Origin of the sequence: Variovorax boronicumulans (genome assembly GCF_019352895.1) — a bacterium.
In the GTDB taxonomy this organism is placed as follows: domain Bacteria; phylum Pseudomonadota; class Gammaproteobacteria; order Burkholderiales; family Burkholderiaceae_C; genus Variovorax; species Variovorax boronicumulans_A.
The window spans coordinates 955,791-981,600 of sequence record NZ_JAAAFX010000004.1 but is presented as its reverse complement, the minus strand read 5'-3'; the positions used below and the strand labels follow the sequence as shown (position 1 = coordinate 981,600).

29 protein-coding genes are annotated in these 25,810 nt (G+C 67.2%); 26 read left to right on the top strand and 3 right to left on the bottom strand.

Annotated elements, in window-relative coordinates:
- Positions 1-322: 322 nt before the first annotated feature.
- The 4 genes from K0H49_RS06175 to K0H49_RS06160 are packed head-to-tail and all read left to right on the top strand — an operon-like array spanning position 323 to position 3,524.
- Entirely contained in the window at positions 323-1,351 is a 1,029-nt protein-coding gene (locus K0H49_RS06175) for an RluA family pseudouridine synthase (RefSeq protein ID WP_219210324.1), read from the top strand.
- Entirely contained in the window at positions 1,348-2,019 is a 672-nt protein-coding gene (locus K0H49_RS06170) for an HAD-IA family hydrolase (protein WP_219210323.1), read from the top strand. The genes K0H49_RS06175 and K0H49_RS06170 overlap by 4 nt, the downstream gene beginning before the upstream one ends.
- Positions 2,020-2,057: 38 nt before the next feature.
- Positions 2,058-2,423 (top strand): Rieske (2Fe-2S) protein, encoded by a 366-nt coding sequence (locus tag K0H49_RS06165; RefSeq protein WP_219210322.1) that lies wholly within the window; start codon positions 2,058-2,060, stop codon positions 2,421-2,423.
- A 60-nt stretch (positions 2,424-2,483) separates the two neighbouring features.
- Positions 2,484-3,524, top strand: a complete 1,041-nt coding sequence (locus tag K0H49_RS06160) for a S49 family peptidase (protein WP_219210321.1) — start codon at positions 2,484-2,486, stop codon at positions 3,522-3,524.
- Positions 3,525-3,531: 7 nt separating this feature from the next.
- Here the strand turns inward: K0H49_RS06160 and K0H49_RS06155 are convergent, their stop codons facing one another.
- Genes K0H49_RS06155 through K0H49_RS06145 form a run of 3 tightly spaced genes read right to left on the bottom strand, consistent with a single transcriptional unit; the run spans position 3,532 to position 6,033 of the window.
- On the bottom strand, positions 3,532-4,671 hold the full coding sequence (locus tag K0H49_RS06155; protein WP_219210319.1) for an MFS transporter: 1,140 nt from the start codon (positions 4,669-4,671) through the stop codon (positions 3,532-3,534).
- A gap of 1 nt (position 4,672) precedes the next feature.
- A complete protein-coding gene (locus tag K0H49_RS06150) occupies positions 4,673-5,455 on the bottom strand; it encodes an SAM-dependent methyltransferase (RefSeq protein WP_219210317.1) in 783 nt (260 codons plus the stop codon).
- Positions 5,452-6,033: a Maf family nucleotide pyrophosphatase gene (locus K0H49_RS06145; protein ID WP_219210314.1), complete on the bottom strand. Its 582-nt coding sequence runs from the start codon at positions 6,031-6,033 to the stop codon at positions 5,452-5,454. The genes K0H49_RS06150 and K0H49_RS06145 overlap by 4 nt, the downstream gene beginning before the upstream one ends.
- Positions 6,034-6,071: 38 nt before the next feature.
- Between K0H49_RS06145 and K0H49_RS06140 the strand changes: the two genes are divergently transcribed.
- The 22 genes from K0H49_RS06140 (at position 6,072) to nagZ (ending at position 25,808) form a co-directional block, all read left to right on the top strand.
- Complete coding sequence (locus K0H49_RS06140; RefSeq protein ID WP_219213062.1) at positions 6,072-6,620, top strand: YceD family protein; 549 nt, start codon at positions 6,072-6,074, stop codon at positions 6,618-6,620.
- Between the two features lie 177 nt (positions 6,621-6,797).
- Positions 6,798-6,980 (top strand): 50S ribosomal protein L32, encoded by a 183-nt coding sequence (gene rpmF / locus K0H49_RS06135; RefSeq protein ID WP_183024494.1) that lies wholly within the window; start codon positions 6,798-6,800, stop codon positions 6,978-6,980.
- A gap of 97 nt (positions 6,981-7,077) precedes the next feature.
- On the top strand, positions 7,078-8,130 hold the full coding sequence (gene plsX / locus K0H49_RS06130) for a phosphate acyltransferase PlsX (RefSeq protein WP_219210312.1): 1,053 nt from the start codon (positions 7,078-7,080) through the stop codon (positions 8,128-8,130).
- Positions 8,130-9,107, top strand: coding sequence for a beta-ketoacyl-ACP synthase III (locus K0H49_RS06125; protein WP_219210310.1), 978 nt, complete (start codon positions 8,130-8,132; stop codon positions 9,105-9,107). Before plsX ends, K0H49_RS06125 begins: the two co-directional genes overlap by 1 nt.
- A 58-nt stretch (positions 9,108-9,165) precedes the next feature.
- Positions 9,166-10,122, top strand: coding sequence for an ACP S-malonyltransferase (gene fabD / locus K0H49_RS06120; RefSeq protein ID WP_219210307.1), 957 nt, complete (start codon positions 9,166-9,168; stop codon positions 10,120-10,122).
- Entirely contained in the window at positions 10,119-10,862 is a 744-nt protein-coding gene (gene fabG, locus K0H49_RS06115) for a 3-oxoacyl-ACP reductase FabG (RefSeq protein WP_219210305.1), read from the top strand. Before fabD ends, fabG begins: the two co-directional genes overlap by 4 nt.
- A 100-nt stretch (positions 10,863-10,962) precedes the next feature.
- The gene (gene acpP, locus K0H49_RS06110) at positions 10,963-11,202 is read left to right on the top strand and encodes an acyl carrier protein (protein ID WP_140843300.1); all 240 of its coding nucleotides are present in this window, start codon (positions 10,963-10,965) and stop codon (positions 11,200-11,202) included.
- 96 nt (positions 11,203-11,298) lie between these two features.
- Entirely contained in the window at positions 11,299-12,543 is a 1,245-nt protein-coding gene (gene fabF, locus K0H49_RS06105) for a beta-ketoacyl-ACP synthase II (protein WP_219210303.1), read from the top strand.
- A 13-nt stretch (positions 12,544-12,556) separates the two neighbouring features.
- Positions 12,557-13,054, top strand: a complete 498-nt coding sequence (locus tag K0H49_RS06100) for a hypothetical protein (protein ID WP_219210301.1) — start codon at positions 12,557-12,559, stop codon at positions 13,052-13,054.
- Positions 13,051-13,719 (top strand): RNA polymerase sigma factor RpoE, encoded by a 669-nt coding sequence (rpoE, locus tag K0H49_RS06095; protein WP_257624601.1) that lies wholly within the window; start codon positions 13,051-13,053, stop codon positions 13,717-13,719. The genes K0H49_RS06100 and rpoE overlap by 4 nt, the downstream gene beginning before the upstream one ends.
- 12 nt (positions 13,720-13,731) lie before the next feature.
- Entirely contained in the window at positions 13,732-14,439 is a 708-nt protein-coding gene (locus tag K0H49_RS06090; RefSeq protein ID WP_219213059.1) for a sigma-E factor negative regulatory protein, read from the top strand.
- Positions 14,440-14,505: 66 nt separating this feature from the next.
- The gene (locus K0H49_RS06085) at positions 14,506-15,534 is read left to right on the top strand and encodes a MucB/RseB C-terminal domain-containing protein (RefSeq protein WP_219210300.1); all 1,029 of its coding nucleotides are present in this window, start codon (positions 14,506-14,508) and stop codon (positions 15,532-15,534) included.
- A 105-nt stretch (positions 15,535-15,639) separates the two neighbouring features.
- Positions 15,640-17,127 (top strand): DegQ family serine endoprotease, encoded by a 1,488-nt coding sequence (locus K0H49_RS06080; protein ID WP_219213057.1) that lies wholly within the window; start codon positions 15,640-15,642, stop codon positions 17,125-17,127.
- 522 nt (positions 17,128-17,649) lie between these two features.
- The gene (gene lepA / locus K0H49_RS06075; RefSeq protein WP_219210298.1) at positions 17,650-19,461 is read left to right on the top strand and encodes a translation elongation factor 4; all 1,812 of its coding nucleotides are present in this window, start codon (positions 17,650-17,652) and stop codon (positions 19,459-19,461) included.
- Between the two features lie 136 nt (positions 19,462-19,597).
- The gene (gene lepB, locus K0H49_RS06070; RefSeq protein WP_219210291.1) at positions 19,598-20,569 is read left to right on the top strand and encodes a signal peptidase I; all 972 of its coding nucleotides are present in this window, start codon (positions 19,598-19,600) and stop codon (positions 20,567-20,569) included.
- A 24-nt stretch (positions 20,570-20,593) separates the two neighbouring features.
- Positions 20,594-20,968 carry a DUF4845 domain-containing protein gene (locus K0H49_RS06065; RefSeq protein WP_257624600.1) on the top strand — a complete coding sequence of 125 codons (375 nt, stop codon included), beginning with the start codon at positions 20,594-20,596 and terminating at the stop codon, positions 20,966-20,968.
- Between the two features lie 2 nt (positions 20,969-20,970).
- Positions 20,971-21,666 carry a ribonuclease III gene (gene rnc / locus K0H49_RS06060; protein WP_219210290.1) on the top strand — a complete coding sequence of 232 codons (696 nt, stop codon included), beginning with the start codon at positions 20,971-20,973 and terminating at the stop codon, positions 21,664-21,666.
- Positions 21,667-21,731: 65 nt separating this feature from the next.
- Positions 21,732-22,688 (top strand): GTPase Era, encoded by a 957-nt coding sequence (era, locus tag K0H49_RS06055; protein WP_374122350.1) that lies wholly within the window; start codon positions 21,732-21,734, stop codon positions 22,686-22,688.
- Between the two features lie 87 nt (positions 22,689-22,775).
- The gene (gene recO, locus K0H49_RS06050) at positions 22,776-23,546 is read left to right on the top strand and encodes a DNA repair protein RecO (protein WP_219210282.1); all 771 of its coding nucleotides are present in this window, start codon (positions 22,776-22,778) and stop codon (positions 23,544-23,546) included.
- A gap of 6 nt (positions 23,547-23,552) precedes the next feature.
- Positions 23,553-24,320 carry a pyridoxine 5'-phosphate synthase gene (locus K0H49_RS06045; protein ID WP_219210280.1) on the top strand — a complete coding sequence of 256 codons (768 nt, stop codon included), beginning with the start codon at positions 23,553-23,555 and terminating at the stop codon, positions 24,318-24,320.
- Between the two features lie 4 nt (positions 24,321-24,324).
- A complete protein-coding gene (acpS, locus tag K0H49_RS06040; protein ID WP_219210278.1) occupies positions 24,325-24,738 on the top strand; it encodes a holo-ACP synthase in 414 nt (137 codons plus the stop codon).
- On the top strand, positions 24,735-25,808 hold the full coding sequence (nagZ, locus tag K0H49_RS06035) for a beta-N-acetylhexosaminidase (protein ID WP_219210276.1): 1,074 nt from the start codon (positions 24,735-24,737) through the stop codon (positions 25,806-25,808). The genes acpS and nagZ overlap by 4 nt, the downstream gene beginning before the upstream one ends.
- Positions 25,809-25,810 lie beyond the last annotated feature (2 nt).

Genomic DNA, 25,810 nt, shown 5'->3' with positions numbered 1-25,810 from the left:
TGTCATGGCGGATTGCGCAGGGGTGGCGCGCGCTGCGGACAATTCCATGCCGGAGGCCGCTGGCATCAGCGGGCGCAGGCAAATTTGAATCAGCAGCATCAACACAAGTGGGCTCGCTTCGATCCGCCGGCAGCTTGGAGCCTGCCGGCTGGGTATTCCGTATCGGTGTTTCGTGGGCGTCGGCTTGGCTGGGGCGTCTCGTCTGCCACTTTGCGCTTCAGCGCGGGGTTTGCGGACTCGGCGCCCAAACGGCATCGACCTCACAGCGCTTTCGGTGGTGCTCTAAACTTCTGCTTAATCAAGCACTTACAAGACCGCGCTGGTGAAAAACATTATAGGTGCGAAGCCGGGCCCCGAAGCGGCCGAAGTCCGTTTTCTGACGGTCGATGAAGAATCGGCCGGGCAGCGACTCGACAATTTCCTGTTCCGCCATCTCAAGGGCGTTCCCAAGACGCATGTCTACCGGATCATCCGGTCGGGCGAGGTGCGCATCAACAAGGGGCGGGCGCAGGCCGAGACCCGGATCGAAGTGGGGGACGTGCTGCGCCTGCCACCGGTGCGGATTTCGCCGCGCGCGGAGGAGGGCGCCACCCCGCCCGCGCCGGCGCGCGAGTTCCCGGTGCTGCTGGAAGACGATGCCGTCCTTGCCATCGACAAGCCCGCGGGCACTGCGGTGCACGGCGGCAGCGGTGTCAGCTTCGGCGTGATCGAGCAGTTGCGCACGGCGCGCCCGGGCGCCAAATTCCTCGAACTGGTGCACCGGCTCGACCGGGAAACCTCGGGCATCCTGCTGGTGGCCAAGAAGCGCAGCGCGCTGCTGGCGCTGCAGGACCAGTTCCGCGAGCGTGAAACCGGCAAGACCTACCTGGCGCTGGTCGAAGGCCGCTGGCCCGCCAACCGCAAGGTGCTGGACGCGCCCCTGGCCAAATACCTGCTGCCGGACGGCGAACGCCGCGTCCGGGTGGTGGCCAAGGACCATCCCGATGCGATGCACGCCGTGACGCTGGTGCGCGTGCTGGCGAGCTTTGCCATGCCCGGCGATGCCGCGCCAGCCTCCTTGCTGGCCGTGACCATCAAGACCGGCCGCACGCACCAGATCCGGGTGCACCTGGCCTCGGCCGGCCACGCGATCGCCGGCGACGACAAGTACGGCGACTTCGAGCGCAACCGCCAGTTGCAGAAGCGCGGCCTCAAGCGCATGTTCCTGCATGCTTGGCGGCTGCAGTTCAATCACCCGGCGCTCGGCCAGCGCATGGCGCTGCAGGCCGACCTGCCGCCGGAACTCCTGGCGTTCCTGCCACCCGAAGCCCTGGCTTCCCTCGCCACCCCTCTTTCGCCCGCTTCCCCATGACCGATGCTGTTTCCGCCCGCCGTTTCGACCTGATCGTCTTCGATTGGGACGGCACCCTCTACGACTCCACCCGCCTGATCGCACGCTGCATCCAGGAGGCGGTCGTCGATGTGGGGGGCGCCCGGCCCAACGAACGCGACGCCGCCTGGGTCATCGGCCTGGGCCTGGCCGAGGCGCTGGCCCGCGCCGCGCCCGACGTGCCGCGCGAGAAGTACGCCGAGCTCGGCGCCCGCTACCGCTTCCACTACCTGCAGCACCAGGACGACGTGATGCTGTTCGACGGCGTGCTGCCCATGCTCGACGCCCTCAAGGCCCGCGGCCACCTGCTGGCCATTGCCACCGGCAAATCACGCCGCGGCCTCAACGAGGCGCTGGCCGCGCGCGACATGCGCGGGCGTTTCGACGGCTCGCGCACCGCCGACGAAACGCACGGCAAGCCCCATCCGCGCATGCTGCTCGAACTGATGGAGGAACTCGACGTGCCGGCCGAGCGCACCCTGATGATCGGCGACACCACGCACGACCTGCAGCTGGCCGTCAATGCCGGCTGCGCGGGCGTGGGCGTGGGCTACGGCGCGCACGAGGTGGCCGGCTTCGAGGCGCTGTCGCCGTTGCACGTGGCCCACTCCGTCGCCGAACTGTCGGACTGGCTGCGGGACAATGCCTGACCGCCAACCTCCACGCATCGATTGATCGACGAGCAGCCATGAGCGACATCATTCCCCTGTGCAATTCCGCCGACCTGGTCGAGGGTGGGCGGGCCGTGTCCTTCGATGTGGTGCACCAGGGCGAGAGCCTGCGCGCCTTCGCCATCCGCTTCGAGGGCCAGCCGCACGCCTATCTGAACCGTTGCACCCACGTGGCGATGGAGATGGACTACCAGCCCGACCGCTTTTTCGACGACAGCGGGCAATGGCTGCTGTGCGCCACGCACGGCGCCGCCTACCAGCCCGACACCGGCGACTGTGCCGGCGGCCCTTGCCGTGGCGGACTGGTGAAGATCGCCCTGAGCGAGCACGACGGCGTGGTGCACTGGCATACTGACTGGAACCTGCTGCCGCTCGTTTTCTAGGATGCCCTCCCTTCCTTTCCTCTCGCAGCTGTCGTTCGTTCGCGGGCTGCGCACATTCAAATGACCGATCCCACCCGCACGGAACCCCAGGGTTTCGAGCCCTTCGAGCGGCCCGCGCCGCTTTCCTCCGCGCAACCGGCCCCCACCATGTCCAAGAACGACCCTACTTCGCAACCCGGCTGGGAGCGTGCCACGCTCGAGAAGCTCGCTTTCTCGGCGCTGCGCGAGCAGCGGGCCACGCGCCGCTGGAAAACCTTCGTGCGCCTGAGCTGGCTGGCCTTCTTCATCTTCCTGGTCTGGTTCGCGATGTCGCGCACCTCGGCGAGTACCACCGCGAGCACGGCGCACACCGCCGTGGTCGAGATCAAGGGCGAAATCGCCAACGGTTCCGACGCCAGCGCGGAATTCGTCGTCGCGGCTCTGAAGACGGCCTTCGAGGATGCGGGCGCCAAAGGCGTGGTGTTGCTGATCAACTCGCCGGGCGGCAGTCCGGTGCAGGCCGGCATCATCAACGACGAGATCAAGCGCCTCAAGGCCAAGCACAACAAGCCGGTCTATGCCGTGGTCGAGGAGACCTGTGCCTCGGCCGCCTACTACATCGCGGCCGCCGCCGACCAGATCTACGTCGACAAGGCCAGCATCGTGGGCAGCATCGGCGTGCTGATGGACGGCTTCGGCTTCACCGGCACCATGGAAAAGCTCGGTGTGGAGCGGCGCCTGCTCACCGCTGGCGAGAACAAGGGCTTCCTCGATCCGTTCAGCCCGATGAGCGAGCCGCAGCGCGCCCATGCGCAGCAGATGCTCGACCAGATCCACACGCAGTTCATCAACGTGGTCAAGGCCGGCCGCGGCGACCGCCTCAAGCTCGACACGCCGGGCCTGTTCAGCGGCCTGTTCTGGAGCGGCCAGCAGGCCGTGGACCTGGGGCTGGCCGACCACCTCGGCAACGTCGACTACGTGGCCCGTGAAGTGATCAAGGCCGAAGACGTCATCGACTACACGCGCCGTGACAACGTGGCGGAAAAGCTGGCCAAGAAGTTCGGCGCCGCGATGGGCAATGCCTCGGTGAGCGCGCTGCGCAGCGCGCCAGCACTGCGCTGAACCGCATTCAGCGCGCGTTCGCGTAGCGTGCCGAGGCGGCCAGCGCGACCGCGAAGGCCACCACCGTGTACAGCGCGATCGTCAGCGAGCTGACGCGCGCCAGCAGGCCGATCACCGGCGGGCCGGCCATGAAACCCAGGTAGGCCGCGGCCGACACCGCCGCGATGCCGCGCGAGGGTTCCACGCCCGGCACCTGGGCCGAGGCCGCGAACAGGATCGGCACCACGTTCGCGAAGCCCACGCCCACGCCGGCGAAGCCCACCAGCGCGAGCCAGGGCAAGTCGGTCAGCAATACCAGGGTCATCGAGGCCGCGGCCAGCAGCGCGCTGGCGCGCAGCAGCTGCGCCGGCGCGAAGCGGGCGCGCAGCGCGTCGCCGCCGAAGCGCGCGGCGGCCATGGCGGCGGAGAAGCTCGCGTAGGCCAGCGCGGCCTGTTGCTGCGGTGCCCCCAGTTCCTGGTTCAGGTAGAGCACGCTCCAGTCGTAGATCGCACCTTCGGCGATCAGGCCCAGCGCCGCCAGCACCCCCATCACGACCAGCGCGCCGCGCGGCAGGCGGAAGCGCGTGTCGGCATCGCCGACGACGCTGGCGGGCTTGGGCAGCATGCGGATCGACGAGCTGCCGACGGCAAGCGCCATCACGGCGGCCACGGCCAGCAGATGCGCCTGCACGCCCAGGCCGGTGGCCAGGGCGGCGCCGCCGCTCACCGCGCCCACCATGCCGCCCAGGCTGAACATGCCGTGCATGCCGCTCATCAGGTGCGTGCCTTCACGCGCTTCCAACTGCGCGGCATCGGTGTTGATGGCCACATCGAACAGGCTGGTCACCAGGCCGAAGGCGGCCAGCAGGCCGAGCAGCGCCAGGTAGCCGGGCATGAGGACCAGCAGGGCGATCAGCAACGCGTAGACCGTGCCCGCGCAGCCGGCCACCTGCCGCGCGCCATGGCGGCCGATCCAGCGGCTGGCGCGCGTGATGCCCAGCAGCGCGCCGACGCCCGCCGCCAGCATCGCGAAGCCCAGTTGCGCCTCGTCGAGCCCGTAGTGGGCCTTGATCGTCGGTACGTGCACGCCCCAGGTCGCGAAAATGAAGCCGGAGCAGAAGAACTGGGTACGGGTCGCCCAGCGATTGCCACGGGAGGTCGCGCCCATTTCAGCGGCCGATGGCGAACACGGCCGGCAGCCGCTCCTCCGCGGCCACCGGTTTGGCGCGCCAGGCTTTCACGGTGTCGCTGCGCACGCTGGCGTTGGCCAGCGTGAGGCCGCGTGCCACGGCGAGGCGGGTGTGATGTTGCAGTGTCTGCGTGAGCGACTGCAGCAACGCGGCGTTGCGGTAGGGCGTCTCGATGAAGAGCTGGGTCTGGCCGGTTCTCAAGGCCAGCGCCTCGAGCTCGCGGATGCGCTGGACGCGGCCGTCGGCGTCCTGCGGCAGGTAGCCGACGAAGGCGAAGTTCTGGCCGTTGAGGCCGCTGGCCGCCAGCGCGAGCAGCAGCGACACCGGGCCGATCAGCGGCACCACCTCGAGTCCGAGATCGTGCGCGGCGCGCGCCACCGACGAGCCCGGATCGGCCACGGCCGGCATGCCGGCCTCGCTCATCAGGCCGATGTCGTGGCCTTCCAGTGCCGCCGCCAGCAGCGGGCGGGCGTCGAACTGGCCTGCGTGGTCGCCCTTCTTGTGCACCTCGCGCGGCAGTTCCTGGATCTGCTGGGCCTGCAGCGGTTGGGCCAGCGGCACGACGGCGTCGATGCGCTTGAGGTAGGCGCGTGCCGTCTTGGCGTTCTCGCAGACCCAGTGGGTGATTCGGGCGGCGGTCTGCAGCGTGCCCAGCGGCAGCGCGTCCTGCAGCGGGGCCTGCGTGTCGCAGCCGAAATCCAGCGGGGCCGGGATCAGGTAGAGCTTGCCGCGGGTGTTCGCCGGCGCGTCCGCGGCGCTCACAGCAGGTCCACGCCGGCGGCGCGCAGCATGCGGCAGGTGCGGATCAGCGGCAGGCCGACCAGCGCCGTCGGGTCGTCGCTGTCGATCGACTCGAGCAGGGCGATGCCCAGGCCTTCGCTCTTGGCGCTGCCGGCGCAGTCATAGGGTTGCTCGGCATGCAGATAGCTGTCGATGGCCGCGTCGCTCAGGTCGCGGAACACCACCCGCACCGGGGCCACGTCGTGGGCGACGAAATCGCTTTCGCGGCAAACCACCGCCACGGCGGTCTGGAACACCATCGTCTGCCCGCGCATGCGCTGCAGCTGCGCGGTGGCGCGCGCGTGGTCGCCGGGCTTGCCAAGCGGCTCGCCATGGAGGTCGGCCACCTGGTCGGAGCCGATCACCACGGCATTCGGAAAACGGGCCGCCACGGCCTGGGCCTTGGCCAGCGCCAGGCGTTGCGCCAGGTCCAGCGAGTTTTCTCCCGGCAGCGGCGTTTCGTCCACTTCAGGCGATTCGACGCTGAAGGGCAGGCGAAGGCGGGTGAGCAGCTCGCGGCGATAGCGCGAGGTCGAGGCGAGGATCAGCGGGCGTTGCATGGGGCGTGATTGTGCGTGACCGGTTTAGACTGACCGGGATGAACAGAGAATTTGTGCCTTCCCGCCTCGATGTGACCGGCTTCGCCGAGGCCGCCGCCACTTTGAGTGGCAGCGATCCGGTCGCTGATTACGCCCGCCTGAGCGCCGAACTCGCCGAGCCTGCATCCGAGGCGCAGGTGCGCTGGACGGTGCAGGGTGAAAACCGCCCCGGCAGCGAGGGTGAGCCCGTCGCCTGGCTGCATCTGCATGCCGAATCGACCTTGCCCTTCGTCTGCCAGCGCTGCCTGGCGCCGGTGTCGATCGACCTCGAGGTCGATCGCTGGTTCCGCTTTGCGGCCGACGAAGAGGCCGCTGCGATCGAAGACGAAGAGTCGGACGAAGACGTTCTGGTGGCCGCCCGGGACTTCGACCTCAAGGGCCTGATCGAGGACGAACTGCTCATGGAGATCCCCGTCACCCCGCGCCATGAGGTGTGCCCCGAGCCGGTGCAGCTGTCTGCGGCCGATGACGATTTCGAAGAGGCCAACGAGGCCCGGCCCAACCCCTTCGCGGTGCTGGGCGGACTCAAGAAGCCCAAGGGCGGATAGTGCCCCGAACACGCTGCTCTGGCGCAGCCGGATCGACCGCGCTATAATCGAGGGCTTCGCGCGCGCCGCCGTCGACCTTTTTGCAGAATTTCTCGTGGTTTGCTTGAGATTTGCAGAAGACGCCAGGTCGATGCCGCCCCGCTTGCCCGCTCACCTAACCGAATTCCAGGAGCCATCATGGCCGTTCAGCAAAACAAGAAGTCGCCTTCCAAGCGCGGCATGCACCGTTCGCACAACGCACTCGTCGTGCCCGGTATCGCCGTCGAGCCGACCACCGGCGAAATCCACCTGCGCCACCACATCAGCCCCAACGGTTTCTACCGTGGCCGCAAGGTTCTGAAGACCAAGTCGGACTCCTGATCTCCGAACCCAAGGCCGAGGCCCGAAGCTACTATCCTTGTAGCGTCGGGCCTTTGTTTTGATGGTCATCTCTCCCACCATTGCTCCTGCACCCTCTGTGATCACGCTTGCCGTGGATTGCATGGGTGGCGATCACGGACCCCGCGTCACGCTCGCGGCGTGCCGCGCATTCCTGGAGCGACACCCCGAAGCGCATCTGCTCGTGGTCGGTTTGCCGGCCGCAATGAGCGGGTTTTCGCACGCCCGGGCCAAGGTCATCGGCGCGACCGAGGTGGTCGCGATGGACGATCCGATCGAGATTGCGCTGCGCAAGAAGAAGGATTCTTCGATGCGGGTGGCGATCCAGCAGGTCAAGGACGGTTCCGCCCAGGCGGCGGTTTCTGCCGGCAACACGGGTGCATTGATGGCGATCGCGCGCTATCTGCTTAAAACCCTCGACGGCATCGACCGGCCCGCCATTGCGCCGCAACTGCCCAACAGGACCGGCGGCGCCACCACCGTGCTCGACCTGGGGGCCAATGTCGATTGCGACGCCGAGGACCTGCTGCAGTTCGCCGTGCTGGGTTCCGCGCTGGTTTCGGCGCTCACTGGCAACGAGACGCCTTCGGTGGGCTTGCTCAATGTAGGCGAGGAAGCCATCAAAGGCAGCGAAACCATCAAGAAAGCCAGCGTTCTGCTGCGAGCTGCTGCCAAATCCAAGGATCTGAACTTCTACGGCAACGTCGAAGGCAACGATATCTTCAAAGGTACCACCGACATCGTGGTGTGTGACGGTTTCGTCGGGAACGTCACATTGAAGGCTTCCGAGGGCGTGGCTTCGATGATCGTGGACTTCCTGCGGATCGAATATTCGAACGGTCTGTTCAGCAAGTTTGCTGCGATCGTTTCCTATCCGGTGCTAAAAGCGCTTAAAAAGCGCCTGGATCACCGGCGCTACAACGGTGCGGCGTTGCTGGGCCTGCGCGGGCTGGTGTTCAAGAGCCATGGCTCGGCGGACGAGGAGGCTTTCGGCTATGCGCTGGATCGCGCTTATGATGCCGCTCGCAACAACCTGCTCGAGCGTGTGCGGGCTCGTATCGCCCGTGCCGCGCCGCTGCTAGCGCGGTCGGAATCGGCGGTGCCAGCCGACGCGCCCTCGCTCCACGCCTGATGACCCTCTTTTCTCGTATCACCGGCACCGGCAGCTATCTGCCGCCGCGCCGAGTCACCAACGACGACCTGGCCCGTGAACTGGCCGAACGCGGCGTCGAAACCTCCGACCAGTGGATCGTCGAGCGCACCGGCATCCGGGCCCGGCACTTCGCCGCGCCGGACGTCACCAGCAGCGACCTCGGTCTCGAGGCCTGCAAGCGGGCGCTGGAAGCCGCGGGCCGCCAGGCCAGCGAAGTCGACCTGATCGTGGTGGCCACCTCGACCCCCGACATGGTGTTCCCGTCGTCGGCGGCGATCCTCCAGCACAAGCTCGGCATTGCCGGCTGCCCGGCCTTCGACGTGCAGGCGGTGTGCAGCGGCTTCGTCTATGCGCTGACGGTGGCCGACGCGCTGATCAAGACCGGCAGCGCCCGCTGCGCGCTGGTCGTCGGCGCCGAAGTGTTCTCCCGCATCCTCGACTTCAACGATCGCACCACCTGCGTGCTGTTCGGCGATGGCGCCGGCGCCGTGGTGCTGGAAGCCAGCGACGAGCCGGGCATCCTGGCCAGCGACCTGCATGCCGATGGCAAGCACGTCGGCATCCTCTGTGTGCCCGGGCACGTGTCCGGCGGCAACGTGCTGGGCACGCCGCTGCTGCACATGGACGGCCAGGCGGTGTTCAAGCTGGCGGTGCGCGTGCTCGAAGAGGCCGCCCGCACCACGCTCGCCAAGGCGGGCAAGACCGAGGCCGACATCGACTGGCTGATTCCCCATCAGGCCAACATCCGGATCATGGAAGGCACGGCGAAGAAGCTCAAGCTCTCGCTGGACAAGCTGGTGGTGACGGTGCACGAGCACGGCAACACTTCGGCGGCCTCGATTCCGCTGGCGCTCGACGAATCGGTGCGCAGTGGCAAGGTCAAGAAGGGCGACACCGTCATGCTCGAAGGCGTGGGCGGCGGTTTCACCTGGGGCGCGGTACTCCTGACCCTGTAGTTGCCAGATGTGGCGGGGCCCGAGGCGGCCCGGCATCGACACCACAAGAGACAAACCCATGACATCCTTTGCTTTCGTTTTTCCCGGCCAGGGCTCGCAGGCCGTCGGCATGCTCGACGCCTGGGGCGATCACCCGGCCGTCACCGAAACCCTGCGCGAGGCCTCCGACGCCCTGGGTGAAGATGTCGCCGCGCTGATCCACGACGGCCCCAAGGAAGCGCTGGCGCTGACCACCAACACCCAGCCCGTGATGCTGGTGGCCGGTGTGGCCGCCTGGCGCGCCTGGCTGGCCGAAGGCGGCGCCAAGCCGTCGGTGGTGGCCGGCCATTCGCTCGGCGAATATTCGGCCCTGGTGGCTTCGGGCGTGCTCACGCTGGCCCAGGCGGCGCCGCTGGTGCGCTTCCGCGCCCAGGCGATGCAGCAGGCCGTGCCCGTGGGTGTGGGCGCGATGGCCGCAGTGCTGGGCATGGCGGCCGAGCAGGTGATCGCCGGCTGCGCCGAGGTCACGGCCGGCTTCGGTGCCGACAGCATCGAAGTGGTCGAGGCCGTGAACTTCAACGATCCGATGCAGACCGTGATCGCCGGCAGCAAGGCCGCCGTCGACAAGGCCTGCGAAGTGCTCAAGGCCAAGGGCGCCAAGCGCGCGCTGCCGCTGCCCGTGTCGGCACCGTTCCATTCGAGCCTGATGCGGCCGGCCGCCGAGGCGCTGCGCGAGAAGCTGGCGTCGGTCGAACTGGGCGCCCCGCAGATCCCCGTGCTGAACAACATCGACGTGGCCGTCGAGACCGATGCCGATCGCATCCGCGACGCCCTGGTGCGCCAGGCCGCGGGCCCGGTGCGCTGGGTCGAGAGCGTGCAGGCGCTCCAGGCGCGCGGCATCTCGGCGCTGGTCGAATGCGGACCGGGTCGCGTGCTGGCCGGCATGGCCAAGCGCATCGCCCCCGATCTGGCCGCGGCCTCGGTCTACGATCCGGCGACACTCGCCGAAACCCGGCAACTGCTGAACACCCCATGAGCATCCCCAAATTCGAAGGCCAGGTCGCCCTGGTGACCGGCGCATCGCGCGGCATCGGCGCGGCCATCGCGCTGGAACTCGCCCAGCGCGGTCTCAAGGTCATCGGCACCGGCACCACCGACGAGAGCGCCCAGAAGATCACCTCCGCGCTCGGCGCCTTCGACGGCCGCGGCCGTGCGCTCAATGTCAACGACGGCGCGGCGCTCGATGCGCTGGTCGACGAGATCGTCAAGGCCTACGGCGGCCTGCACGTGGTGGTCAACAACGCGGGCATCACCCGCGACATGCTGGCCATGCGCCTGAAGGACGACGACTGGGACGCGGTGCTCGACACCAACCTCAAGGCCGTCTTCCGGCTCTCGCGCGCCGCGATCCGCCCGATGATGAAGCAGCGCTACGGCCGCATCATCAGCATCACCAGCGTGGTGGGTGCCTCGGGCAATGCGGGGCAGGCCAACTACGCGGCGGCCAAGGCCGGCGTGGCCGGCATGACCCGTGCCCTGGCACGCGAACTGGGCAGCCGCAACATCACGGTCAACTGCGTCGCGCCGGGCTTCATCGAAACCGACATGACGGCCAGCCTGCCCGAAGCACAGCAGCAGGCGCTGCTGTCGCAAATTCCATTGGGCCACCTTGGCAAGCCCGCGGACATCGCGCATGCGGTAGCCTACCTGGCTTCGCCGCAGGCCGGTTATGTGACGGGGCAGGAGCTCCACGTCAACGGCGGCATGCACATGTAGCCGTCCGGCGCAATCCCCAGCCGTACGGACCGTGAGGCAAATGCCCTGGGCCGGACGGCTAAAATCAACCGATTCTTTATAAACCCTCAGAGGGAACCAAATGAGCGATATCGAAGCACGTGTCAAGAAAATCATCGCCGAGCAGCTCGGCGTGGAAGAGTCTCAAGTCACCAACGAAAAGGCTTTCGTGGCCGATCTGGGTGCCGACTCCCTGGACACGGTGGAACTGGTGATGGCACTCGAAGACGAGTTCGGCATCGAGATCCCTGACGAAGACGCAGAGAAGATCACCACGGTGCAGAACGCCGTCGACTACGCTTCCAAGAATCAAAAGGCCTGATCGGCCGCGCGTGGAAAACCCGTTCCGGTCCGCGGCGCTTCGTCGCCGCGTGGCTCGCGAGAGGGCTTCTGTGCTTCCCCAGAAAGGTTTGCCGGCATGACCAAACGCCGCGTCGTCGTGACCGGGCTCGGTTGCATCGCCCCTGTTGGCAACACGGTGGCCGAATCCTGGTCCAACCTGTTGGCCGGCAATTCGGGCATTGACACCATCAAGGCCTTCGATGCCAGCCCCTTCGCCTGCAAATTCGCAGGCGAGGTCAAAGGCTTCGACATCACCCAATATATTTCCGAGAAGGAAGCGCGCCACATGGACCGCTTCATCCATCTCGGGATGGCCGCCGCCATGCAGGCGGTGCAGGACAGCGGTCTCAAGACCAACGATGCGCTCTCGCCTGAAGAGGCGACACGCATCGGCTGCAACATCGGTTCGGGGATCGGCGGCCTGCCGCTGATCGAGAACACGCACGCCGAACTGGTGGCCCGTGGCCCGCGCCGCGTGTCGCCGTTCTTCGTGCCGGCCTCGATCATCAACATGATCTCGGGCCACGTGTCGATCAAGTACGGCTTCCAGGGCCCGAACATCGCCGTGGTCACCGCCTGCACGACCGGCCTGCATGCCATCGGCCTGTCGGCACGCATGATCGAATACGGCGACGCCGACGTGATGATCGCGGGCGGCTCCGAGTCGACCGTGTCGCCACTGGGCATCGGCGGCTTCGCGGCGGCGCGTGCGCTGTCCACCCGCAACGAAGACCCCAAGACCGCGTCCCGCCCCTGGGACAAGGACCGCGACGGCTTCGTGCTGGGAGAGGGCGCAGGCGTGGTGGTGCTCGAGGAATACGAGCATGCCAAGGCGCGCGGCGCCAAGATCTACGCCGAGGTCTCGGGCTTCGGCATGAGCGCCGACGCGTACCACATGACGGCGCCCAACGTCGACGGCCCGCGCCGCTCGATGGCTTCGGCTCTGGCCAACGCCGGCGTCAATGCCGACGATGTGCAGTACCTGAATGCCCATGGCACCTCGACGCAGATCGGCGACATCAACGAGACCAACGCCATCAAGAACACCTTCGGCGCGCACGCGAAGAAGCTGGTGGTCAACTCGACCAAGTCGATGACCGGCCACCTGCTGGGCGGCGCCGGCGGCATCGAGTCGGTCTTCACAGTGCTGGCACTGCATCACCAGAAGAGCCCGCCGACCATCAACATCTTCAACCAGGATCCGGAATGCGACCTGGACTACTGCGCCAACGAGGCGCGGGACCTGAAGATCGACGTTGCAGTAAAGAACAACTTCGGCTTCGGCGGCACCAACGGCACGCTGGTGTTCAAGCGCGCTTGAAGCGAAGCCTTCCATGCACAGCGCCCCAGCGGTGATTTATCCGGTGGGGCGTTCGCGCGATGCGGATCGGCTGTTGTTCGGGCTGTGGGCCCTGGGCGCGGCTTGCGCGGGCGGCGCCATGCTCGAGTTCGACGACATCCTGGGCGGCCGCGCCGCGCTGCTGGCGTTGAGCGTGCTGTTCGCGGGCGCGGCGGCGCTGTGGCTCGACCGCGGCGTCGCTTCCGGCGCATTGCGCTTCGATGGCCGGCATTGGTCGCTGGACGAGGCCACGTCCTCGCCCGCGTTCGCCGCGGCGCGTGCCGAGGTCGGCCTGGACCTTCAATTCCTGATGCTGCTGCGCCTGGTCGAGCCCGGGCGTCCGCACCGATGGCTGTGGCTCGAGCGGCGCGCGCATCCGTCGCGCTGGCAGGATCTGCGGCGTGCGGTATATTCGCGCGCCCCGACGAGCTCCCCGGTGGGCGCGCCTGCCGACGCTGCGGCGCTTGCTGCGTCTCCGTCTTCTCCTTCATGACCGCTTCTCCTCCGCCCGTGCCACCGGACGCCGGCCTGACCGACGTGGCCGAGCCGCGCCCGGGCGAGGTCGATTTCCAGCTGGTCCAGCGCACGGTGGCGGGCGACCAGAAGGCTTTCGAGCTGCTGGTCATCAAGTACCAGCGCCGCATCGAACGCCTGATCGGCCGCATGGTGCGGGATGTCGACCTGGTCGAGGACATCGCGCAGGAGACCTTCATCCGGGCCTACCGCGCGCTGCACCAGTTCCGCGGCGAGGCCCAGTTCTACACCTGGCTCTACCGGATCGCGGTGAACACCGCCAAGAAGGCGCTGGTCGACATGAAGCGCGATCCGACGATCTCGGAAAGCGCCTTGCGGCCATCTTCGTCGGACGACGATGAAACTTACCGTCCCGGAAACGAACCAATCAGCGACGAAACCCCCGAAACCGTGCTGGCTGCGCAAGAGATCGCAGCCGCAGTCGAAGCTGCGATGGAAGCCTTGCCGGCCGAATTGCGCCAGGCCGTGACGTTGCGCGAGATCGAGGGCATGAGCTACGAAGAGATTGCTGAGTTGATGAATTGCCCGATCGGCACGGTTCGCTCCCGGATTTTCCGGGCCCGCGAGGCGATTTCCGCGCGGGTCAAGCCGATGCTCGACAACCAGTCCGGCAAGCGTTGGTAAGAGGTGAATGAAATGAAACAAAACCCAGAGTCAGTGCGCGAACAGATTTCCGCCTTGGCAGACGGCCGGTTGCAGGGCGATGCGTTCAAGCAGGCCATGGACCGGCTGGCCGTCGATGACGAATCGCAATCCACATGGCAGGCCTATCACCTGATCGGCGATGTGCTGAGGACGGGCCGCCCGTCGGCCTGCAGCGACAGCTCGGCCTTTCTGGCGCGGTTCCAGCAGCGCCTCGCCGAAGAGGCGCCGGTCGTGTCGGTCGCGGCTGCGGCGGTGCTGGCAACGCCCGTGGCCGTGCCGGTGTCGGTGCAGCGACAGGTGGAGGCCGCGAACGAGCCGATCTTCCGCTGGAAACTCGTGGCGGGCGCCGCCTCGCTGGTCGCGGCTGCGGCCATTGGCTGGAACTGGGTCGGTGTCGGCCCCGGTGCGGCACCGGCCGGCGCTCAAATGGCCCAGCAGCAGCAGTCCGCGCCCTCGGTCCAGGTCGCGAAGGCGGCCGAAGGCTCGGTGTTGACGGCGGTCCAGCAGGGGGGAGCGACCTTCGGCGGTCCGATGGGGCCGACCCGCGTGATCGTCGGCAGTGGCAGCGGCAACCCGCAGGTGATGCTGCGCGATCCGCGCCTGGACCAATTGCTCGAAGCACATCGGCAGGCCGCAGGCGGGGCACAGATGCCCTCGGGCTTCCTTCGCAATGCGACCTTTGAAAGTTCGGCGCGTTGACGCGCCCGACTGTTCGTTGAATTCCCTGACCTCACCCGATTCATGCCGATGACCGCTCGCCGCTCCATGCTGCTGCTTTCCGTGCTCTGCCTGGGGCAGTTGGCGGTCGCACAGACGCGCGCGCCGTCGGTCGCCGGCAAGAGCCCGGCTCAGCCGCTGGCCGGCGAGCTGTCGTCCCTGGGCACGGTGGGCTGGCTGCGCCGCATGCATGCGGCTTCGCGGCAGCGCACCTACGTCGGCACCTTCGTGGTGTCCGCGGCCAGCGGCAATCTCTCGAGTTCGCGGATCTGGCATGTGGCCGATGGCGAGCAGCTGCTGGAGCGCATCGAAGCGCTGTCGGGCGCGCCGCGCTCGACCTTCCGTCGCAACGACCACGTCATGACCTTCCTGCCCGAGGACAAGGTCGTGCGCAGCGAGAAGCGCGAGAACCTGGACTTCTTCCCCAACCTGCCCGGCGGTGCCGCGGATGCGGCGGTCGGCGACTTCTACGACGTGAACCTGCTGGGCAAGGGCCGCGTCGCCGGTTTCGATGCCGACGTGCTGCAACTCGCACCCCGCGACGGATTGCGCTTCGCCTACCGCGTCTGGAGCGAGCGTCGCTCGGGCCTGGTCGTGGCCCTGCAGACGGTGGATGGCGATGGCCGGGTGGTCGAGCAATCGGCGTTTTCCGAGCTTCAGTTCGATGCGCCGATCAAGCCGCAGGCCCTGGCCCAGATGATGGGCAACACCGCGGGCTACCGCGTGGAGAAGTCGGAGCTGGAGCGCACCACGGCCGCCGCCGAAGGCTGGTCCTTGCGCGAGCCGGTGCCCGGATTCAAGCCGGTCAACTGCTACCGGCGCGCGCTCGACGGCGTCGCGAAGCCCGAGCGCACCATGCAGTGGACTTTCTCCGACGGCCTGGCTTCGGTCTCGCTGTTCGTCGAGCCTTATGACGCGCAGCGCGCGTCGAAGGAAGCGCTGATGGCGCTCGGTGCCACCTACACGCTGACCCGTCGAATGACCGACAAGGGGGGCGACTGGTGGCTCACGATCGTCGGCGAAGTACCGCCTCAGACGCTGCAGGCTTTTGCGCAGAATCTTGTCCGCACACGCTAGCCTGTGGCCGGTGGGGCGCTGCGGCAGCGCGCGCTGAACCAAATGGGCGTTGCCCATTCATAGCTGGATACTGTTCGCTGTTCTTCCATGAAAAGAAATCCAATGATGATGCTCAAAGCCGAGGGGAAAAAACTCCGCGCCTGCCTGCTGGCTTCTGCGCTGGTCTTGGTGGCGGGCGGCGGCCTGCTGCCGCTGGCCAGTGCGCAGGCGCAGACCCGCACCCTGCCTGATTTCACCGACCTGGTCGATCAGGTCGGTCCGGCGGTGGTCAACATCCGTACCGTCGAGAAGGTGACCCAGCGCGGTGGCGGCGCCAACGGCGAGATGGACGAGGAGATGCAGGAGTTCTTCCGCCGCTTCTTCGGGCAGCCGGCCCCAGGCGCGCCGCGTTCGGCGCCGCGTCCCAATCGCCCGCAGGAGCCGCAGGAAGAAAGCCGGCCGCGCGGCGTGGGCTCGGGCTTCATCCTGAGCGCCGACGGTTTCGTGATGACCAATGCGCACGTGGTCGAAGACGCCTCCGAAGTGCTGGTCACGCTGCCGGACAAGCGCGAATTCAAGGCCAAGATCATCGGTGCCGACAAGCGCACCGACGTGGCGGTCGTGAAGATCGATGCCACCGGCCTGCCGGCGCTGAAGGTCGGCGACGTATCGAAGCTGCGCGTGGGCGAATGGGTGATGGCCATCGGCTCGCCGTTCGGCCTCGAGAACACCGTGACCGCGGGCATCGTCAGCGCCAAGCAGCGCGACACCGGCGACTACCTGCCTTTCATCCAGACCGATGTGGCGATCAACCCCGGCAACTCCGGCGGCCCGCTGATCAACATGCGCGGCGAGGTGGTCGGCATCAACAGCCAGATCTACTCGCGTTCGGGCGGCTTCATGGGCATCTCCTTCTCGATCCCGATCGACGAGGCGATCCGCGTGAGCGAACAGCTGCGGGCCACGGGCCGCGTGTCGCGCGGCCGGATCGGCGTGAGCATCGACCAGGTGACCAAGGATGTCGCCGAGTCGATCGGCCTGGGCAAGGCGCAGGGCGCGCTGGTGCGCAGCGTCGAGGCCGGCTCGCCGGGCGAGAAGGCCGGCGTCGAGGCGGGTGACATCATCACCAAGTTCGACGGCAAGGCCATCGAGAACTCGCGCGACCTGCCACGGCTGGTCGGCAACACCAAGCCGGGCACGAAGAGCACGATCACCGTGTACCGACGCGGCGCCTTCCGCGACCTGAATGTGACCATTGCCGAAATCGAGCCCGACAAGCCGGCGCGCCCGGCCGTGGAGCGCGAGGAGCCGGCACCGAAGTCCTCGGCTTCCGCGGCAGCCAAGTCGCTGGGCCTCGCCGTGAGCGACCTGACCGAGGTGCAGAAGAAGGCGCTGAAGGTGCGCGGTGGCGTGAAGATCGACGCCGCCACCGACGCGGCCGCACGTGCCGGCCTGCGCGAAGGCGACGTGATCCTGGCGCTCGGCAATGCCGAGGTGACCAGCGTCAAGGAACTCGACGCTGCCCTGGGCAAGGCCGACAAGTCCAAGCCCGTGAGCGTGCTGTTCCGCCGCGGCGAGTGGGCGCAGTACGCGCTGATCCGACCCACCCGCTGATCTTCGGACGCCGGTCAAGTGGCCCCACCCGGCAGTCGGGTTTGGGGCCTTTTTTCCGGGCTTGAACGGGCTTCGAAGACCCATCGCGAAGATTTTTTCGGCGGCTTCGGAGGCTTCATAAGTTAGTGAAAGCCAACATTTCCGTAAGACTAACGACTTGTTTTAGTAGAATGGGCCGCGATTGAGACGCTGGGACGGCATAAAGGCATCGGACGCGTTCACCATGCGGTATGTCCCCTGACAGTCCACTGGTGGTCCACAGATCACCCACAAGTTGTCCCGCCAGTTGCCCACCCTATCTGTTAACAAGCTGTTCATAACTTTCCTGTTGCTGACCTGCAACGAGCCTTCCTGACCTGGCCACTACATGTACGCGCGCCCCTTTTTGCCTACAATGAAGTCCCAACTACTGCAGTTGCCATTGCTTGTTGGTTCAGGGCGCGTCTCTTTCGGACGCGCCCTTTTTTCTTGCCTGTCGCCTTCTGCGCACGAGGCAATTCAAGTACTTAAGCGTTCCCGTTGATGAATCACATCAGAAATTTTTCGATCATTGCGCACATCGACCACGGCAAGTCGACGCTCGCCGACCGCCTGATCCAGCGTTGCGGCGGCCTTGCGGAACGCGAGATGGAAGCGCAGGTTCTCGACTCGATGGACATCGAGAAAGAGCGTGGGATAACCATCAAGGCGCAGACCGCTGCGCTGCACTACAAGGCACGTGATGGGCAGGTCTACAACCTCAATCTGATCGACACGCCGGGCCACGTCGACTTCTCCTACGAAGTGAGTCGTTCGCTGTCGGCATGCGAAGGCGCGCTGCTCGTCGTCGATGCATCGCAGGGTGTGGAAGCGCAGACGGTGGCCAACTGCTACACCGCGCTCGACCTCGGCGTCGAAGTGCTGCCGGTGCTCAACAAGATTGACTTGCCGAACGCGGATCCCGACAACGCCAGGTCGGAAATCGAAGACGTGATCGGCATCGATGCCACCGAGGCGATCCTGTGCTCTGCCAAGACCGGCGTCGGCATCGACGACATCCTCGAAGCGGTGGTCGCCAACGTGCCTCCGCCGCGTGGCAACCCCGATGCGGCGCTGCGCGCCATGATCATCGACAGCTGGTTCGATCCGTACGTCGGTGTCGTGATGCTGGTGCGCGTGGTGGATGGCCGGCTGGTCCAAGGCGAGCGCATCAAGATGATGGCCTCGGGCGCGATGTACAACGCCGACAAGCTGGGCGTGTTCACGCCGGCCACCGAGAAACGCGAGTCGCTCGAAGCGGGCGAGGTGGGCTTCATCATCGCCGGCATCAAGGAACTGCAGGCGGCCAAGGTGGGCGACACGGTGACCTTGATCAAGCACGGCACCGGCGGCGCGGCGGCCACCGCGACCGAGGCGCTGCCCGGCTTCAAGGAAATCCAGCCGCAGGTGTTCGCCGGGCTGTACCCGACCGAAGCCAGCGAATACGACTCGCTGCGCGACGCCCTTGAAAAGCTCAAGCTCAACGACGCGTCGCTGCACTACGAGCCCGAGGTCAGCCAGGCGCTGGGCTTCGGCTTTCGCTGCGGCTTCCTGGGCCTGCTGCACATGGAGATCGTGCAGGAGCGACTGGAGCGCGAGTTCGACCAGGACCTGATCACCACCGCGCCGAGCGTGGTCTACGAGGTCGTCAAGAACGATGGCCAGGTCATCATGGTCGAGAACCCGTCCAAGATGCCCGAGATCGGCAAGACCGCCGAGATCCGCGAACCCATCGTGACCATGCACCTCTACATGCCGCAGGAGTACGTGGGCGTGGTGATGACGCTGGCCAATCAGAAGCGCGGCGTGCAGATGAACATGGCCTACAAAGGCCGCCAGGTGGTGTTGACCTACGAGATGCCGCTGGCTGAAATCGTGCTCGATTTCTTCGACAAGCTCAAGAGTGTCAGCCGGGGTTATGCCTCGATGGACTACGAGTTCAAGGAGTACCGCGCGGCCGAGGTGGTGAAGGTCGACATTCTGCTCAACGGCGAGAAGGTCGATGCGCTGTCGATCATGTTGCACCGCAGCCAGAGCGTGTACCGCGGCCGGGCGGTGGTGGCCAAGATGCGCGAGATCATTTCGCGCCAGATGTTCGACGTGGCGATCCAGGCCGCGATCGGCGTCACCATCATCGCGCGTGAGACAATCAAGGCCCTTCGCAAGAACGTGCTCGCCAAGTGCTACGGCGGCGACATCTCCCGCAAGAAGAAGCTGCTCGAGAAGCAGAAGGCGGGCAAGAAGCGAATGAAGCAGATCGGCTCCGTCGAGGTGCCGCAAGAGGCCTTCCTCGCGATCCTGCAAGTCGAAGACTGAGAATGAACCACCTCCGTAGCGCCTCGCGCCGCCCCCTCGAAGGGCGATACCGGCGGCCCGGCATCGCCGGTTGCGCGGTATTACCGGCATGGGACCGCGTCGTTCCTGACGCCTGCAGCATCTAAAAAAAACGAAGATGGCATTCCTCACCTCTCTCATCCTCGCCGCGTTTGCCGCTTACGTCGGCGCCTGGTATTTCGGTGCGGTCGAAGGCAACTTCGCGCTGCTGCTGTTCGTGGCGACGGTCGTCACCGGCCTGTACTGGCTGGCCGAGCGCTTCTACTTCCTGCCCCGGCGCCGGCGCGCCGCCGAACGGCTCGACGCCTCGCTCGTGCAGCGGCGCGAAGAACTGGCGCGCCAGGGCATCGAGCAGGTCGACCGCGTCGACGTCAAGGCACGCGAGCGGCTGATCATGCAGCCCTGGTGGCTGGACTGGACCGCCGGCCTGTTCCCGGTGATCCTGGTGGTGTTCCTGCTGCGTTCCTTCCTGTTCGAGCCGTTCAAGATCCCGTCGGGCTCGATGATGCCGACGCTGCTCACGGGCGACCTGATCCTGGTGAACAAGTTCACCTACGGCCTGCGCCTGCCGGTGCTCAACACCAAGATCACCGAAGGCAAGGCGCCGGCCCGCGGCGACGTGATGGTGTTCCGCTACCCGCCCAAGCCCAGCCTCGACTACATCAAGCGCGTGGTCGGCGTGCCCGGCGACGAGGTGGCCTACCTGAACAAGCAGCTGACCATCAACGGCCAGCCGGTGAGCAAGGACGCGATCCCCGAGTTCTTCGACGAGGAGACCATGCGCTACCTCAAGCAGTACACCGAGACGCTGGGCACCACGCAGCACAAGCTGCTCAATGACGAAACCCGCCGTGCCGGCATCTCGGACGTGGAAGTGATGAGCTTTCCGGACCGGGACAATTGTCGTTACAGTGTCGAGGGCGTGGTCTGCAAGGTGCCCGCCGGCCACTATTTCATGATGGGCGACAACCGCGACAACTCCCTCGATTCGCGCTATTGGGGCTTCGTTCCCGATCAGAACATCGTGGGGCGCGCGTTCTTCGTCTGGATGAACTTCGGCAATCTCAAGCGCATCGGCGCGTTCCAATAAAAGCAATCATTCGAGGGTAGAGCAATGGCAAAGAGGATCGATCGGTCGATGGGCGCGTCGAGGCAGCGTGGCATCTCCTTCATCGGGCTGCTGTTCGTGGCCATCGTGCTGGCCTGCGTCGGCGTGGTGGTGGCACAGGTCATTCCCACGCTGATCGAGTACCAGGCCATCAACAAGGCCGCCGCCAAGGCCGCCGAAGGCAGCACGGTGCCCGAAGTGCGCGCCATCTTCGACCGCGCCCAGGCCATCGACGACTTCAAGTCGGTCAGCGGCAAGGACCTCGACGTGCAGAAGGTCGGCGACAAGGTCGTCGTGTCCTATGCCTACGACCGCGAAATCCATCTGTTCGGCCCGGCCTACCTGGTACTCAAGTACAAGGGCCAGGGCCAGTCCCGCTGACCGTGGCAGAAGGCGCTCTTGTTGCGCTGCAGGCGCGCCTCCGGCATACCTTCGCCGACGCGCGGCTGCTTCAGCGCGCACTCACCCATCGCAGTTTTTCCGCCGACCACAACGAGCGGCTCGAATTTCTCGGCGATTCGGTCCTGAGCCTGGCCGTCTCGCACCTGCTCTACGAGCGGCTCGCGGACCTGCCCGAGGGCGATCTCTCGCGGGTGCGCGCCAACCTGGTCAAGCAGGACACGCTGCACCAGCTGGCCGTCAAGCTGGCGATCTCGCCGCTGCTGCGGCTCGGCGAGGGCGAGGCCCGCTCGGGCGGCCCCAGCCGGCCCTCGATCCTGGCCGATGCGCTCGAGGCGCTGATCGGTGCCGTCTACCTCGATGCCGGCTACGGCGCCGCGCAGGCGCTGGTGCGCCGGCTCTACGAAGCGGTCGAGATCACGCCGCGCATGGACGCCGCCGCCAAAGACCCCAAGACCGAATTGCAGGAATGGCTGCAGGGGCACAAAATGAAACTGCCGGTCTACCGCGTCAGCGGCACGCTCGGCGCAGCCCACAAGCAGACCTTCGATGTCGAGTGCGAGGTGCCCGAACTGGGGCTGACCGAGCGCGGCATCGGCGGTTCGCGACGCGCCGGCGAGCAGGCCGCGGCCGCGGCGATGCTGATCCGACTCAAGGCCCGCGGCACGAAAGCAACATGACCCCTACACACGATGTCCCCGACGCCGACGGCGCCCCCGAGAACCTGCTCCCGCCCATTCCCGGCATGCCCCCCATGCCCGCGATGCCCGGCGCTGCAAGCGCTGAAGCCTTGGCCCACGGCCCGCAGCACTGCGGCCTGATCGCCATCGTCGGCAAGCCCAACGTGGGCAAGTCGACGCTGCTCAATGCGCTGGTCGGCCAGAAGATCAGCATCACCTCGCGCAAGGCGCAAACCACGCGCCACCGCATCACCGGCATGCGCACCCGCGAGGCCACGCAGTTCGTGTTCGTCGACACGCCCGGCTTCCAGACACTGCACGCCAACGCGCTCAACAAGTCGCTCAACAAGACCGTGCTGGGCGCGGTCGGCGACGTGGACCTGATCCTGTTCGTGGTCGAGGCCGGCAGCTTCACGCCGGCCGACGAGCGCGTGCTCAAGCTGCTGGGCAAGGGCATCCCGACGGTGCTGCTGGCCAACAAGCTCGACAACATCCACCGCCGTGGCGACGTGGCCCCCTGGCTGCAGACCATGCACGAGAAGCACGACTTTGCCGAGCTCGTGCCGATGTCGGCCAAGAGCGCCAAGGACGTCGAGCGCCTGTTCGCCATCTGCGCCAAGTACCTGCCCGAGCAGCCCTGGTTCTATGGCGAGGACGAACTCACCGACCGCAGCGAGAAATTCCTGGCCGGCGAAATGGTGCGCGAGAAGCTGTTCCGCCTGACCGGCGACGAACTGCCCTACACCTCGACCGTGATCATCGACAAGTTCGAGGAAGAGCCGCCGCAGAAGAAGGGCCAGAAGCGCCTCATGCGCATCGCCGCGACCATCGTGGTCGAGCGCGATACGCACAAGGCCATGGTCATCGGCGACAAGGGCGACCGCATCAAGCGCATCGGCACCGAGACCCGCGTCGAGCTCGAGAAGCTGATGGACGCCAAGGTGTTCATCGAGCTGTGGGTCAAGGTGCGCTCCGGCTGGGCCGACGACGAAGCCCGCGTGCGCAGCTTCGGTTACGAATAAGCACAGCCCGGACTCGCGCGCCGCGCGTCGTCGCCGGGCGCCGCGCCTGCGGCCGGCCGGCGGCCTCGACGCCCCTCGCGCACTGACATGGCCACCCAACGCGTTTCCCACGAACCCGCCTACGTGCTGCACCGCTACGACTGGAGCGAGTCGAGCGTGATCCTGGAGGTCTTCACCCGCCACCACGGCCGCGTGGCCATCGTGGCCAAGGGCGCGAAGCGGCCCAGCTCCAACTTCCGGCCGGTGCTGCTGCCGCTGCAGCCGCTGCAGCTCAACTACGGCGGCGACGCCGAGATCCGCACGCTCAAGAGCGCCGAATGGATGGGCGGCCTGGTGATGCCCACCGGCGAAGCGCTGCTGTCGGGCTACTACGTCAACGAACTGCTGCTGCGTCTGCTGGCGCGCGACGATGCGCACGAGGCGCTGTTCGACGCCTATGCCGGGGTGGTCGAGGTGCTGGCCAGCGACCATGGCGTGGCCCAGGCCGCGACGCAGGCGGCCGCGCTGCGGGCCTTCGAGCTGCTGCTGCTGCGCGGCGTCGGCCTGCTGCCCACGCTCGACACCGAAACCCTGACGCTGGCGCCGCTGGCCGACGATCTGCGCTACGTGCTGCTGCCCGAGGCCGGCCTGCGCGAGGCGGCCCCCGCCGACGCCGCGCTCGCGGGCGCCGACTGGCTGGCGCTGCAGGACGCGCTGGACGAGCGCGCACCCTTTTCGGCCACGCTGCGCTGCGTGGCCCTGCTCAGCGCCGGCAGCAACGCGGCCCTGCGCAGCCAGCTGCGCACGCTGCTGAACTACCATTGCGGCGTTACCACCCTGCGGACCCGGCAGATGATGCGGGATCTGCAAGCCCTCTGATCGCCCATGACCACGCCTTCCTCCCCCACGGCCCTTTCGGTCAACCTGAACAAGGTTGCACTGGTGCGCAACACGCGCCACCTCGGCATCCCCAGCGTGCTGCGCGCCGCGACCCTGTGCCTGGAAGCCGGCGCCACGGGCATCACGGTGCACCCGCGGCCCGACGAGCGCCACATCCGCGCACACGACGTGCACGATCTCTGGGCGCTGCTGTCGCGCGACTGGCAGCAGGTCGAGTTCAACATCGAAGGCAACCCCTTCCACAACCTGATGGACTTCGTGCGCGCCTGCCGGCCCCACCAGGCCACCTTCGTGCCCGACAGCGAGACGCAGTCGACCAGCGACCACGGCTGGAGCTTTCCGGCCGACGCCGAGCGCCTGCGCGCGCTGATCGCCGAAACCAAGGCGCTGGGCGTGCGCGTGAGCCTGTTCATGGACCCGATCCCCGAGATGATGGCCGCGGTCAAGGCCGTGGGCGCCGACCGGGTCGAGCTCTACACCGAAGGCTATGCAGCCTCGCGCGGCACGGCAAAGGCCGCCGAAGTGCTGGCACGCTATGCCGAGACCGCGCGCGCCGCCCAGGCCGCGGGCCTCGAGGTCAATGCCGGCCACGACCTGAGCCGCGACAACCTCAGCGATTTCCTGCGGGAAGTGCCGGGTGTCAAGGAGGTCTCGATCGGCCATGCCTTCGTCGCCGACGCGCTCGAGCTGGGCTACGCGGCCACCACGCGCGACTACCTGCGCTGCATCGACGAGGCGCAGGCCGCCAAGTGAACGCGTGATCTACGGCATCGGCACCGACATCTGCGACCTGCGCCGCGTCGCCGCCACCTTCGAGCGCCAGGGCGAGCGCTTTGCGCGCAAGGTGCTCAGCGACGCCGAATTCGCGGTCTGGCAGGCGCGCAGCGCGCGCTGGCCCAAGCGCGGCCTGAGCTACCTGGCGACGCGCTTCTCGGCCAAGGAGGCCTTCAGCAAGGCCGTCGGCATGGGCATGCGCATGCCCATGAGCTGGCGGCTCTGCGAGATCGCCAACGAGCGCAGCGGCAAGCCGGTGATCGTGCTGCACGGCGTGCTCAAGGAGTGGTTCGAGGCCCGCGGGCTCACGGCCCACGTCACTGTGACCGACGAAACCGATTACGCGGCCAGCTTCGTGGTGGTCGAGCAGAACCCGAAGACGGACCCGAGCCCATGAATTCCCCGACGACGACCCAGCGGCCCCTCGTGATCGACGTGGCCGGCACCGCGCTCACGCCCGCCGACCGGCGCCGGCTCGCCCATCCGCAGGTCGGCGGCGTGATCCATTTCGCGCGCAACTGGCAGGACAGGGCACAGATGCAGGCGCTCAATGCCGAGATCAAGGCGATCCGGCCCGACATCCTGGTCTGCGTCGACCACGAGGGCGGGCGCGTGCAGCGCTTCCGCACCGACGGTTTCACCCGGCTGCCCTCGATGCGCACGCTGGGCACGCTGTGGATGGACGACGCGATGCGCGCCGTGCAGGCCGCGACCGCGGCCGGCTTCGTGCTGGCCAGCGAGCTGCGCGCGGTCGGCGTCGACTTCAGCTTCGCGCCGGTGCTCGATCTCGACCATGGCGAGAGCTCGGTGATCGGCGACCGCAGCTTCCATCGCGACCCGCGCGTCGCCGCGCTGCTGGCCAAGAGCCTGATGCACGGCCTGCTGCAGGCCGGCATGGCCAACTGCGGCAAGCACTTTCCCGGCCATGGCTTCGTCAAGGCCGACTCGCATGTCGCGATCCCGGTCGACCGGCGCAGCCTCAAGGCCATCCTGGCCGACGACGCACGGCCCTTCGAATGGCTCGGCGGCACGCTGGCCGCAGTGATGCCGGCCCATGTGATCTATCCCAAGGTCGATGCACGCCCCGCGGGCTTCTCGGCCCGATGGCTGCAGGCCATCCTGCGCGGCCGATTGGGCTTCGAGGGGGCGATCTTCAGCGACGACCTGAGCATGGAGGCCGGCCGCTACATCGACGGCCAGCTGCTCAGCTACACCGACGCCGCCTTGGCCGCGCTCGCGGCCGGCTGCGACCTGGCGATGCTCTGCAACCAGAGCGTGGGCGAGGGTGCGCCGTTGGATGAACTGCTGGCCGGCTTCAGTGCCGCAGCGAACGACGGCCGCTGGCAGCCCGATGCCGCCGGCGAGGCCCGGCGCCGCGCCTTGCTGCCCACGTCGGCCGCCCTGGACTGGGACGCCTTGACCGCGTCCGCGGCCTACCGTCGGGCAGCGGCCCTGCTGCCCGGCTGAAG